Genomic DNA, 10,690 nt, shown 5'->3' on the forward strand with positions numbered 1-10,690 from the left:
AATTCTCGCTGCTTCAATTCTAAGTCTCCTGTCAGTCTTGTCTAACAGAAGCCCTCCATTTTTGAAGGGGAAGTCCAAGCCTGAACTGCGGGTGAAGAAGATTTGGGATCGTCGGCCATCGGGGCTCTCCAGGATGAGGTGCCAGATAACGTCATCCCGAAACGATAAGTTCCGATGGTGCATCAGCACCGTACCCTGTCGTACATTCTTCTTGTTGACGTCCCCCTCTACTTGTCGCTGTTTTGCTGAGCATTAGTTCATCGTGATGGAAAGATGACGACATTCCACGAAAACGAAACCGCGAGAAGAGCTCCTTGGCGGACAGGAAGCAACGCTTCGACGCAACGCATGCCAGCGCCATGGCGTCAATCAAGGCGGAGGCGGAGGAGCGGCGGCTGAAGACCGAGCGCTTGCGCAAGATGCGGCTTCAGTCGGGAAGTTGACGGAATTTACCCGCCTACACACTCTCGCTTGAGCGGCGAAACGTATCGTTGGGGGCGGCCTGACCTGACGCATCCGGAAACGCGCCTGAGAATGCAAATCTGACTTTGAGCGGACCAGACGCGTTCTGACATCGCGCTGTCATCTCCCTTCGCTATCTCATCTTCGAATGGAGAAGGTGATGGCAAGAGAACTGGCATCAGACATTGAGGATATCGCGCGGACGATCGCCGAACTCGCTCTCCCGCGAATGCGACCGAAGGATCTCGTAGACGCGGTCAGAAAGAAACACGCTGCTGCGTCTAAAAAAGAAATATGTCGGGCCGCCTTCTACGCGGTTATTCTGGCCGCTGACGAGGAGCCAGGCCGCGCCGAGGGGCTCCACGAGTTGGCGAGCGTCACACGAAACGAGCTCGACGAATAGAAGGGTCTTGCCAGGTAGCGATCAATGAAACGCAATAAAGCGCTTGGGAGCAATGCAGTCTCGCCCGGCATGATGATCCGTTGCGTATTGGATCGTCTCGACCAGCTCCAGGTCCATCACCGGTTTTGAGATTACTCCGAGAGCGCCTCCGACGCCTGAGCCAAGCTGTTCCGGATTGCCGGGCATGAAGACGACGGTGACCCCGTCTGCTGCGAGACGTCGGCCAATCTCTGGGCCTGTCGCACCATCGATCAGATTGACGTCGACAAAGGCAACCTCTGCCTTGTCGGCAAGCTCATACGCTTCCTTTGCCGTGGTTGCCGTCCCGATGGCCTCATGCCCGAGCGACAATACCGCCTCTTCGACCGCGCCAGGTAGCAGCCACTGGTCTTCGACGATCAGGATATTCATCATGCTTACCTTTCCTCGTGAGCCACAAAATCACTGCGTCAATACTTTGTTCCGGCCTTGGGCGATTTTTGCTCAGCTGGTGACGTGTGACCTTTTTCAAGGAACCAAGGTTGGACTCCGCTCGTTCAATGCTTGTCGCAACAATCTGGAATGCGGATGACCAAGCCTGACGAGAAACTCTCGGTGATCGAAGAACAGCTTGTCATCGACAAGCGCGCCGTCATAGACGGCAGCGTCCGCGTCAGCACCAAAACCGAGTTTGTTACAGAAGCAGCGGAGGCACGCCTCGACAGCGAGAATGTCGAGGTGACGCGTGTGGCAATCGGACGTGAAGTGTCAGAAGCGCCGGCCGTTCGCACGGACGGTGACGTGACCATCGTGCCTGTGATGGAGGAGGTTCTCGTTGTCGAGAAGCGTCTGATGCTGGTCGAAGAGATCCACATCCGCCGCGTCGCCACCACCGAGGACGTTACCATTCCGGTCGAACTGCGCAAGCAACGTGCCACGATCGAGCGCGACGACCCCTAAGCCAATTATTAATCCGAGAAAAGGAGAAACTCATGACCTATAGCGAAACCACATCGTCCTACGGCGCCTCTTCGTCTAACACGGTGACGGCCTTCTTCGAAAACCGCAGCGATGCGGATGCCGCCGTCGAACGCCTTGCCGAAGCCGGGATTGCCCGCGACGGCATTCGCGTCGTCGCCGGCAAGGAGTCTACTACCTCGACTGAGGTTGCCTCCGAGCACAAGGGCTTCTGGGAGAAGCTGGAAGACTTCTTCTTTCCCGACGAGGATCGCGCCGTCTATTCCGAAGGCCTTCGCCGCGGTGGTTATCTAGTAACTGTCAGCAACGTCACCGCCGCCTCTTATGACAAGGTTATCGATATCCTCGATGACGAGGGCAGCATCGATCTCGATCAGCGCGCCCAGGGCTGGCGCTCGGAAGGCTGGAACCAGCAGGAGACCGTGAGGTCGTATGGCGCCTCCGCCAATCGTGCCGGCGCAACCGGAACGGCAGCCCTGGATGCCGGCCGTGAAGAGGTTATCCCGGTGGTCGAGGAAGAGCTTCGTGTCGGCAAGCGCGACCTCAACCATGGCCGCGTCCGTGTCCGTTCCTACGTGGTCGAAAATCCTGTCAGCGAACAGGTATCGCTGCGCGACGAGAACGTCAGCATCGAGCGTCGCACGGTCGACCGCCCTGTATCGGGAACGGAAAACGCGTTCGTCGACCGCACGATCGAGGCAGAAGAGCACCATGAAGAGGCTGTCGTCTCGAAGGATGCGCGCGTCGTCGAAGAGATCGCGCTGCGCAAGACCGCCGAGCAGCGCGAGGAGACCATCAACGCTAGCGTCCGCCGTACCGAGGTGGAAGTCGAAGACGAGCGGTCCGACCGCGCCGTCCGCAAGGACTAATCAAGGCTCTTCGTTTGATGTAACTGCAGCAGAGACCGGCGATCTCATCGCCGGTCTTTTTTGTTTCTTGTGGTACGGGAACCGAAAGGCAATTGCCGCGTTAGTGTGGCACTCACGTTCCCGTGATCAAGAGGATGCACCATGACCGAACCTGTCTCCGTCCACGTGTCGCGCGAAGCGGCTTATGTCGACCCCTCCCTTACAGCCACATTGCATAAGGTGTCTTGGGGCGCGATCTTCGCCGGGGTCGTCCTGGCGCTTGCCGTCCAGTTCCTCCTCAATCTTCTGGGAGTGGGCATCGGCGCCGCCGTGATCGATCCCGCAACCTATGATAACCCGAATGCAAGCACCTTTTCCATAGCCGGTGGCGCGTGGTTCGTTGTGGCCGGCATTATTGCTTCCTTCGTCGGCGGTTATGCCGCCAGCCGCCTGTCCGGCCGTCCGAGCCGCTCGACCGGCGGGTATCAAGGTGTAACCACCTGGGCTGTCACCACTCTTGTCATCCTCTACCTGCTGACCACGTCGGTCGGTGCCCTCATCGGCGGCGCGTTCAGTGGTCTGTCCAGCATTGTCGGTGGCGTTGGCCAGACGGCCGCGACCGCTGCCACGTCGGCAGCCCCTGCCCTTGCGACTTCTGCAAACCCGATGGCCGGGATAGAGCAACAGATCCGTGACGCGTCTGGCGGCAACGATCCGGCAGCCCTGCGTGATGCAGCCGTTTCGGCGGTCCAGGCTGCCGTGACCGGTGACCAGGCAAAGGCCGCAGATGCCCGCAATCGCGCCGCTGATGCGATCGCCAAGGCACAGAACATCCCGGTCGATCAGGCCCGCACCCAGGTCGAGCAGTACGAGAAGACCTATCGCGACAATGTTGCTGCGGCCAAGCAGCAGGCGCTCGAGGCGGCGCAGACGGCCACCAAGGCAGTGTCGGCCGGCGCGATCCTGGGCTTCTTCGCCCTCCTGCTCGGGGCTGTGGCGGCCTGGTTCGGCGGTTCCTACGGCACGAAGAAGGCGTTGCTTCTGGCCGAAACCACCACTCGCCGCACGATTTGACAAGATGAAGGCCGCCGGAAACGGCGGCCTTCTTCCTTGCTTGACCTTTCTCCAATGAAGCCTCTCCATCCACCGGGTGGAGAGTCTCTCCCTAATTTATCGGTAGCCTCCATGCAGAATGCCTTTCGGTACTTTTCACTGACCGCCGCTCTAACGCTCTGTTCCCCAGCCTTTGCAGCGCCGATCGACGCACAAGCCGTCAATACCGCGGCGATCGCGTCCCTTCCGATCGAGGCGCCGGCGGAAAAACAGACCGAGCCCAATCCCGCCATCGTGCATCTGCAGGTCCTGCTCGACCGGGCTGGTTCATCGCCGGGCGTCATCGACGGTTATTTAGGCGACAACCTGACGAAAGCGATTGCCGGTTTCGAGGCGCTTCAGGGTCTGCCAGTGGATGGGAAGCTCGATCCCGACGTACTGGGCCGTTTGACCGATGATGCCCCGGCCATCCAGGCCTATGCCATCACGCAAGAAGACGGAGAGGATATCGTCGAGAGCATTCCAAAAGACTATGCCGAACAGGCCAGGATGGAGCATCTCGGCTACACCAGCATTGCGGAGAAGCTTGCCGAGCGGTTCCACACGCATATCGCGCTGATCAAGGCCCTCAATCCGACGGCGGCCTTCAAGCCGGGCGAGACGATCGCCGTCGCCGTTCCCGGCGCCGCCAGGTCCGGATCGGTTAGGCGGATTGAGGTTCACCGCAAGGTGGCGCAGGTCTTCGCTTTCGCCGAAGACGGCTCACTGCTGGCGGTCTATCCAGCGACGATCGGCAGCGAGGATTCACCCTCTCCAACCGGGACACACAAGGTCAAGGGCGTGTCGCGAATGCCGACGTACACCTACAATCCGAAGATCAATTTCCAGCAGGGCAACAACAAGAAGATCCTTGAACTGCCGAGCGGGCCGAACGGTCCTGTCGGGACAGTCTGGATCGACCTCACCGAACCGACCTACGGGATTCATGGCACGCCTGAACCCGAGCTTATCGGCAAGGTTGGCTCGCATGGATGTGTTCGGCTAGCCAACTGGGACGTCGAGGAACTGGCTGGAATGGTCAAGCCGGGCGTCGTGGTCGAATTTATCGAGTAGGTCCGGCGCACCCCCATTTGAAGACGGTCGAGGCATGAGGCGGGGCCCTAAGCCGATGCCCTTTACAAAAAGGAGAGCGTGTGGCGATCAGGCGGCTGATCTTCTCCTCCGACGAATGGTGCTTGCGCGTCGCGCGGCGGATATCCTTGATCGTCTTCTCGGCCGCCGATGTCTGTGGCACGGTTTTCTGTCTCATCTTCGCTTCCTTTGATAGAGCTACGATGAGCCGAAAATCCTCTCTTCTCAATTAAAACACTTCTGTCTCAAAGGCGCTGATCCGGGACACCTGTTCGAAGCCGCAGCCGTGTTACTACATCGGACAAAGAAATGGTGCTCGCTGAAGGCTTGGGGATTGAGGCTGGCCAAGCGCAGCGGGATGAAAAAGGCGCAGGTCGCCGTAGCTCGTAAGCTCGCTGTCATCCTTCACTGCATTTGGGTCGACGGTACGACCTTCGAATGGAGCGCCGGAAAAGAAACATAGGATTCTATAATTTGTAGGCCCGAGCGGGCCTGCAAAGTCCCCGCCGGGACGGTGGTTGCAGTGACTTCGTTGATTAGGCTGAAAACGGCTACGCCGTATTCCGTTCCATACGTTGAAGCACTGGACCCGAACATGATCGTGAGGCGAAGACCTCGAAAAGGACCATGACCCCGGCAAGGATGGAGCAGGTGCTTGACAAGCATCCGCAATTAAAGGGCCTAATCACAGTGCCGCCTGCTCGGGGCTGTCGTGCCTCAGAAGCAAGAACTCTTCAACGCGCAATATCGTCTCATGTCCACCAGACGCGGCGTTTGCCTTGTGACGCACAACGGCCACACCGTCTTGTCGTTTCCCAACGAACCAGCTGTCGCCATTCGAACTTGTAGCAAACTGCTTGAAGTCTGTCATGTTCAGTGCCCCTCTTCGTTCTCTAAAGTCGCCCCCGGACTGCGCTGGAACTGAAACCGTAAGAGTGCGAAATCATGCCCGGTCGAAGGTAAATGATGTCAGCAAGGTCGTGACGAAATTGCTGGCCTTTTCCTTGACGAGCAGCTCTGTCCACTCGTCTGTTCCCCGAAATCTCAGGTCAGTCTGGATACTGTCAACAGCTGCGGCCTCAATGCGTTCAAGATGTTCTTTGAACTGCGCCTCGCCTTCGCCGCGATAAAGATCGCGAATAACCATCCTCAGGATTTCCTGGACGGCAATCTGCCAGGCGGTGTTAATGGTGTTCAACTCACTTGTCGTCGATGACATTGGTCTTCCTTTGCTAATTCAAGTGCCCTCGTCATTGTTGACCAAGGGCTCTTACGGCTGGACTGGAAACTAGTGCCAATGCGATCCGAATGCGCCCAGTCGGTCGCGAGAGTGGGTGGCGTCCTCACGGATCGCCTTGCGATGAGTGCTGCTGCCGCAGATGTTCGGTCGGCAAGCTCTTTTGCGAGGCGTGCGGCTCTAAGCCGCGCTGTCTTCTCATCCCGCGCCTCGGCTTGCCGATCATGCTCGTCAAGATCCGATGCGATGACAGAAGCCTGAAGCTTTTTGAACGCGATCTCGGCTTGTTGGCGGGGCCTGCTGTGTCTTTGTGTCATGTTATCTACCTATCTGGCCCAAGGCCAAAATAAAAAAGGCCAGGCGAAACGCCTGGCCTCAATGAAATTGCTCCCGGCAGTGCCAGTACATCCGTGGTCAAAGGGAAGCGGATCTCACTTATGCAGACTGCAGATTGGTCGCAGACATTTTGCCCGACTTGTTGTCGCGCTCAAGTTCGAAACCAATCTTCTGGCCTTCTACAAGCTCTCGCATTCCTGCACGCTCGACAGCCGAGATATGAACAAATGCATCTGCGCCGCCATTGTCAGGCTGAATGAAGCCGAAGCCCTTTGTGGAATTAAACCATTTTACTGTGCCAGTGGTCATGATGAACCCTTTCCAAGCATAGAGTGATGTACCGCGTAACGAATGCAACGCGGGCAAGAACCGACTGATTTTGAAAGAGAAATTCGCTTAGAGCGCGGTGCCAATCGCGCGGTAGACAAAGCTCGGCAAGCAAAAGATCGATGACGAATGAATACCGCCCTCCGCAGGATCTGTCAATGAAAAGTTCACGTGTCTTTTCGTAATCAACCATTGATTGTGTCGAGAAAGATAATGATCCCCGCACGGAGCGCAGGTGCAGCAGTCAGAGCACCACAAATCATGATCTACCGAGAACATCAGTTGCCGGCAGACACATGCACGCGACTATCATTCATTTGCAATGACAGGGATCGCAAACAGCCAGTTGTTCACAAGTGTCCCTGAACGTGACCCTAAAGATGACCCTGAACCACAATCCTTCAATCAGCGACAGATATGGTTTTTGGAGCAGATCAGAATGGGTGAGCGCTTCAGTGCGAAGGAGATCGTTCCGACTTGGCATGTCAGTTTGAAAACCGCGCGTCGGGATATCAGCGCATTGCTTCATTCCAAGTTACTGGGGTACATCGGATCGCGAAGAAAAGGTCGTTATCGAACGAACTCACGATGAGAAAGGATATCAGTCGGCCTCATCGGCGTCATGTCCACCAGAAGCGATGTCGGCAAGATCTTTGTTGGAGGTATCGAACTTGCCTCGCCTGCTCAGAAGACCAACATCCTCGAGTGCCTCGATGTTGGGAAGGTCACGCAGGGTCTCAAAGCCAAAAACCGACAGAAATCGGGGTGTTGTCACATAGGTGTAGGGCGCACCGGGTGTCGGACTTCTCGGCCCTGATACGATGAGGCCCGCATCTCGCAGGCCGGCGATCGTGTCACGACTGACCTCCTTGCCGAAAATCTCTGACAATTCGGCCCGGGTGATCGGCTGAAAATATCCCACCGCCGTCAACACCATAGACTCGGTCTCTGACAGCCGTGGTGCAATTGATCTCGCGGGAGCGGTCGAAATGCGAATTGTCTCAGCAAACCGCGCTCGGGTGCGATGCTGCCATCCGCCTGCGACCAACACGAGTTCGTATGGTCGCTCTCGTAATTCGTCGATGAGGTCATCAACCAACAGATCAATACTGCACTCTTTGCCGACCACCCGCGCCAGCATCTCGCGGCTGACCGGTTCGGACGAGGCGAATGTCACCGCCTCTACCCGCAACATCCACTCACGCCAGCGCAGTTCTGGAGGCAGTCCCTCGAGCTCACGATCATAAAGGACTTCTGCTGCCGGTCTTTCGCTTGGCGTTGACTTGTTTTTGCTGCGCTCGCTCCCCTCATCGTCATAACCCATAAATTCGAAAGGAAGAGCGGCCGGACAGTTCCCGCACCGCTTCCAAACTCTCCAGTCGCTCAAACAATCGAGTGGCTGCCCAGCGTGACAGATGGCACCCTGGCGCCGAGGCCGGAAGCGCGTCTTCATTAAGTAGCTTTTGGATAACCGCATCGCCCCCCTTGGTCCTCACCTTTGGCACTGCTGCCATTAACCGAGCGGCACGGCGATCAATGTCGGCGGCAGATTGAAGCGCCGCCTCGACACTGCTGACCAGCGCCAGACAAATTGCCTTGGGATAAGCTGGCTCACCTGGCCGCACTCGACCTCTTCCGCCGATGGTGCGGAATGCAGACCCAAACCGTACAGGTAGCAGAAGCGGCACGGGTCGCGCCCATCTCAGCTTCTGGGCCAGTACGATGTCTGCCAAAGCCAGAGCCAGGACTTCCGCGTCCGGACGAAGCGCCATGATCGCGGATACCAGATCAGCGATCGCAATGGGGGCCGCGCGCCCGGACTGGATTGCCACATCGGCGAGATCCGCGATCGAGGACAGCTCCGTGTCCCATCGGATAGACAGAAGCTCGACCAATTCCCTGACAAACGCAGTACCCGGCATCGCTGTTCGACGTGCCAGCATTCGTGTGGCCAAAAACAGCTTTCCGGCCGGTCCTGGATCGCCATCAGCCGGCGTCAGCAAAACGGCGTCGCGCAGCGCATCCTCTTCCTCATTCCGGCCCAGGATCCGAGCAGCGACCGCGGCTGATTTCAAGGCGAGACGATCGCGCCAGCAGCCGATCCACGGGGGGTCCGCGCGGACCAGATCATCAAGCGATTTCAGAGCGATACCGGCGACAAAGGCGGCGTCGATATCGCTCGGGTCGCGGCCGCGTGACAGCGCCCAGCCCGGCAGGCGGGATGACCAGGTCGGTGAGTGTGAGTGCGGGGTCGCGATCGAATCCATGCCCGGAAGCATAGTTCATGTGCGCAGTTTACGCCAGTTACATCCCAATAAACCGCACGGCTTGTATGTTATTTAAAACGTCCGATAATCTTGCATTATCGGACGTTTTTCTCATTATAGAGAAATGGCCCAAATCATCGAGCAAAACACCAAAAATCACGTCGAGGAGACCTCAGCTCCGTTTCTCAGCACGGCGGGTGGGCGTGATGTTTCCGCGCCGGAGGTGTCAGGCGCAAGCCCCCTCCCCTCTCTCGCCGGCGGTGGCGAGACACCTGCTCATCTTGCCAGCCTCGCCGATCGCGCTCGTGGCTATGTCCAGGCGGCCAGTTCCGCCAACACGCGCAAGGCCTATGCGGCCGACTGGAAGCATTTTTCGGCGTGGTGCAGGCGCTCCAATCTGGCCCCCCTGCCCCCGCATCCGCAAACCATCGGACTTTACATCACAGCCTGCGCTTCCGGCACAGCTGAACGGGGTGCAAAAGCGAACTCTGTCTCGACCATCGAACGCCGCCTCTCCTCACTCTCCTGGAACTATGCCCAGCGTGGCCTCTCGCTCGATCGCAAGGACCGGCATATCGCCACCGTGATGGCCGGCATCCGCAACAGCCACGCCAAGCCACCTGTCCAGAAGGAAGCGGTCATGGCTGAGGATATCATTGCCATGGTCGAAACGCTCGATCGCGGCTCCCTGCGCGGCCTGCGTGATCGGGCCATGTTGCTCATCGGCTTTGCTGGCGGCCTTCGGCGCTCCGAGATCGTCGGCCTCGACCTGAAGGCCGACCAGACTGAGGACGGTCATGGTTGGATCGAGATCCTCGACAAGGGTATGATTATTACGCTGCGCGGTAAAACCGGATGGCGAGAGGTGGAGGTCGGTCGCGGCTCGGCCGATGCGACCTGCCCGGTCGCCGCAATCGAGACTTGGATTAAGTTCGCCAAGCTTGCGCACGGTCCCCTCTTCCGTCGCGTGACGGGACAAGGCAAAGCAGTTGGGCCGAAACGGCTGAATGACAAGGAAGTGGCTCGGCTGGTGAAGCGGGCCGCCATGGCGGCCGGCGTTCGCGGTGATCTCAGCGAGATCGAGCGGGCGTTCAAATTTTCCGGGCATTCCCTTCGCGCTGGCCTTGCCTCCTCTGCTGAAGTCGATGAGCGTTACGTACAGAAGCAGCTCGGGCACACATCAGCAGAGATGACACGCAGATATCAACGGCGACGGGACCGCTTTCGCGTGAATTTGACCAAGGCGTCAGGGCTCTAGCTATCCCCTCCCCTGCCGTTCAAGCGCTTGCAGAAAAGCCGTTGGCGCATTATAGTCACTATAGTCATTTTGGTTAAAGGTGAAGCAATGCAAACATCAACCCACGACGATATGGGGTCGGAACAAGAGCAGTCCGAAATCGTACGCTAAGGCCGAACGAAACCGGAACGATGCTGTAGATCGGATGTGCAGCATCCGATCTCTGTGGATTGCCGTCGACATGCGCCTGTTTTGATTTCTCTGTCTGACCCGACTCGACAACGCTTCACGCAGGTTGGTCGTTAATGGAGTCGGGCGATGGCAAAGCGCAAGCTTCTCAAAGATCAAGATCGACGGCACTGCCAAGTTGTTTGATCTAGTTGTTTCCGGTATCGATGAGGCATGAAATTACCGAGTTCTTTTCCCCGGTTG

13 protein-coding genes and 1 pseudogene are annotated in these 10,690 nt (G+C 57.9%); 8 read left to right on the forward strand and 6 right to left on the reverse strand.

Going from position 1 to position 10,690, the window contains the following annotated elements; translation table 11 throughout:
- Nucleotides 1-314: 314 nt before the first annotated feature.
- A complete protein-coding gene (locus FIB18_RS25380; RefSeq protein ID WP_263635088.1) occupies nucleotides 315-443 on the forward strand; it encodes a hypothetical protein in 129 nt (42 codons plus the stop codon).
- A 179-nt stretch (nucleotides 444-622) separates the two neighbouring features.
- Nucleotides 623-865 (forward strand): hypothetical protein, encoded by a 243-nt coding sequence (locus FIB18_RS24080; protein ID WP_140023408.1) that lies wholly within the window; start codon nucleotides 623-625, stop codon nucleotides 863-865.
- A gap of 21 nt (nucleotides 866-886) precedes the next feature.
- Here the strand turns inward: FIB18_RS24080 and FIB18_RS24085 are convergent, their stop codons facing one another.
- Nucleotides 887-1,279 (reverse strand): response regulator, encoded by a 393-nt coding sequence (locus FIB18_RS24085; RefSeq protein ID WP_036566598.1) that lies wholly within the window; start codon nucleotides 1,277-1,279, stop codon nucleotides 887-889.
- A 153-nt stretch (nucleotides 1,280-1,432) separates the two neighbouring features.
- Between FIB18_RS24085 and FIB18_RS24090 the strand changes: the two genes are divergently transcribed.
- The 5 genes and pseudogenes from FIB18_RS24090 to FIB18_RS25280 form a co-directional block, all read left to right on the forward strand.
- Nucleotides 1,433-1,804 carry a YsnF/AvaK domain-containing protein gene (locus FIB18_RS24090; RefSeq protein ID WP_140023411.1) on the forward strand — a complete coding sequence of 124 codons (372 nt, stop codon included), beginning with the start codon at nucleotides 1,433-1,435 and terminating at the stop codon, nucleotides 1,802-1,804.
- A gap of 32 nt (nucleotides 1,805-1,836) precedes the next feature.
- On the forward strand, nucleotides 1,837-2,691 hold the full coding sequence (locus FIB18_RS24095) for a YsnF/AvaK domain-containing protein (RefSeq protein ID WP_140023413.1): 855 nt from the start codon (nucleotides 1,837-1,839) through the stop codon (nucleotides 2,689-2,691).
- Nucleotides 2,692-2,832: 141 nt separating this feature from the next.
- On the forward strand, nucleotides 2,833-3,744 hold the full coding sequence (locus tag FIB18_RS24100; protein ID WP_138787459.1) for a PhnA-like protein: 912 nt from the start codon (nucleotides 2,833-2,835) through the stop codon (nucleotides 3,742-3,744).
- A 111-nt stretch (nucleotides 3,745-3,855) separates the two neighbouring features.
- Nucleotides 3,856-4,836 carry a L,D-transpeptidase family protein gene (locus tag FIB18_RS24105; RefSeq protein ID WP_138787460.1) on the forward strand — a complete coding sequence of 327 codons (981 nt, stop codon included), beginning with the start codon at nucleotides 3,856-3,858 and terminating at the stop codon, nucleotides 4,834-4,836.
- A 286-nt stretch (nucleotides 4,837-5,122) separates the two neighbouring features.
- Nucleotides 5,123-5,317: pseudogene (locus FIB18_RS25280) on the forward strand (IS110 family transposase); the annotation flags it as partial.
- A 222-nt stretch (nucleotides 5,318-5,539) separates the two neighbouring features.
- Here FIB18_RS25280 and FIB18_RS24115 read toward each other — a convergent pair.
- From FIB18_RS24115 to FIB18_RS24145, 5 genes are all read right to left on the reverse strand, one after another.
- Entirely contained in the window at nucleotides 5,540-5,725 is a 186-nt protein-coding gene (locus FIB18_RS24115; RefSeq protein ID WP_038595179.1) for a hypothetical protein, read from the reverse strand.
- A gap of 72 nt (nucleotides 5,726-5,797) precedes the next feature.
- Nucleotides 5,798-6,073, reverse strand: a complete 276-nt coding sequence (locus tag FIB18_RS24120; protein ID WP_038595177.1) for a hypothetical protein — start codon at nucleotides 6,071-6,073, stop codon at nucleotides 5,798-5,800.
- Between the two features lie 453 nt (nucleotides 6,074-6,526).
- Nucleotides 6,527-6,736, reverse strand: coding sequence for a cold-shock protein (locus FIB18_RS24130; protein ID WP_034806062.1), 210 nt, complete (start codon nucleotides 6,734-6,736; stop codon nucleotides 6,527-6,529).
- A 619-nt stretch (nucleotides 6,737-7,355) separates the two neighbouring features.
- Nucleotides 7,356-8,078, reverse strand: a complete 723-nt coding sequence (gene scpB, locus FIB18_RS24140) for an SMC-Scp complex subunit ScpB (protein WP_407921874.1) — start codon at nucleotides 8,076-8,078, stop codon at nucleotides 7,356-7,358.
- Entirely contained in the window at nucleotides 8,068-9,021 is a 954-nt protein-coding gene (locus tag FIB18_RS24145; protein ID WP_235889932.1) for a DUF1403 family protein, read from the reverse strand. Before FIB18_RS24145 ends, scpB begins: the two co-directional genes overlap by 11 nt.
- 124 nt (nucleotides 9,022-9,145) lie before the next feature.
- Here FIB18_RS24145 and FIB18_RS24150 point away from each other — a divergent pair, with 124 nt between their 5' ends.
- A complete protein-coding gene (locus FIB18_RS24150) occupies nucleotides 9,146-10,279 on the forward strand; it encodes a site-specific integrase (protein ID WP_038595134.1) in 1,134 nt (377 codons plus the stop codon).
- Nucleotides 10,280-10,690 lie beyond the last annotated feature (411 nt).

This window comes from Brucella pecoris, assembly GCF_006376675.1.
GTDB classification, from domain to species: domain Bacteria; phylum Pseudomonadota; class Alphaproteobacteria; order Rhizobiales; family Rhizobiaceae; genus Brucella; species Brucella pecoris.

Excerpts from the sequence above, each read along its gene's own strand:
- FIB18_RS24080 (WP_140023408.1), top strand. The coding sequence starts at position 623 with ATGGCAAGAGAACTGGCATCAGACATTGAGGATATCGCGCGGACGATC.
- FIB18_RS24085 (WP_036566598.1), bottom strand. The coding sequence starts at position 1,279 with ATGATGAATATCCTGATCGTCGAAGACCAGTGGCTGCTACCTGGCGCG.
- FIB18_RS24090 (WP_140023411.1), top strand. The coding sequence starts at position 1,433 with ATGACCAAGCCTGACGAGAAACTCTCGGTGATCGAAGAACAGCTTGTC.
- FIB18_RS24095 (WP_140023413.1), top strand. The coding sequence starts at position 1,837 with ATGACCTATAGCGAAACCACATCGTCCTACGGCGCCTCTTCGTCTAAC.
- FIB18_RS24100 (WP_138787459.1), top strand. The coding sequence starts at position 2,833 with ATGACCGAACCTGTCTCCGTCCACGTGTCGCGCGAAGCGGCTTATGTC.
- FIB18_RS24105 (WP_138787460.1), top strand. The coding sequence starts at position 3,856 with ATGCAGAATGCCTTTCGGTACTTTTCACTGACCGCCGCTCTAACGCTC.
- FIB18_RS24115 (WP_038595179.1), bottom strand. The coding sequence starts at position 5,725 with ATGACAGACTTCAAGCAGTTTGCTACAAGTTCGAATGGCGACAGCTGG.
- FIB18_RS24120 (WP_038595177.1), bottom strand. The coding sequence starts at position 6,073 with ATGTCATCGACGACAAGTGAGTTGAACACCATTAACACCGCCTGGCAG.
- FIB18_RS24130 (WP_034806062.1), bottom strand. The coding sequence starts at position 6,736 with ATGACCACTGGCACAGTAAAATGGTTTAATTCCACAAAGGGCTTCGGC.
- scpB (WP_407921874.1), bottom strand. The coding sequence starts at position 8,078 with ATGGGTTATGACGATGAGGGGAGCGAGCGCAGCAAAAACAAGTCAACG.
- FIB18_RS24145 (WP_235889932.1), bottom strand. The coding sequence starts at position 9,021 with ATGGATTCGATCGCGACCCCGCACTCACACTCACCGACCTGGTCATCC.
- FIB18_RS24150 (WP_038595134.1), top strand. The coding sequence starts at position 9,146 with ATGGCCCAAATCATCGAGCAAAACACCAAAAATCACGTCGAGGAGACC.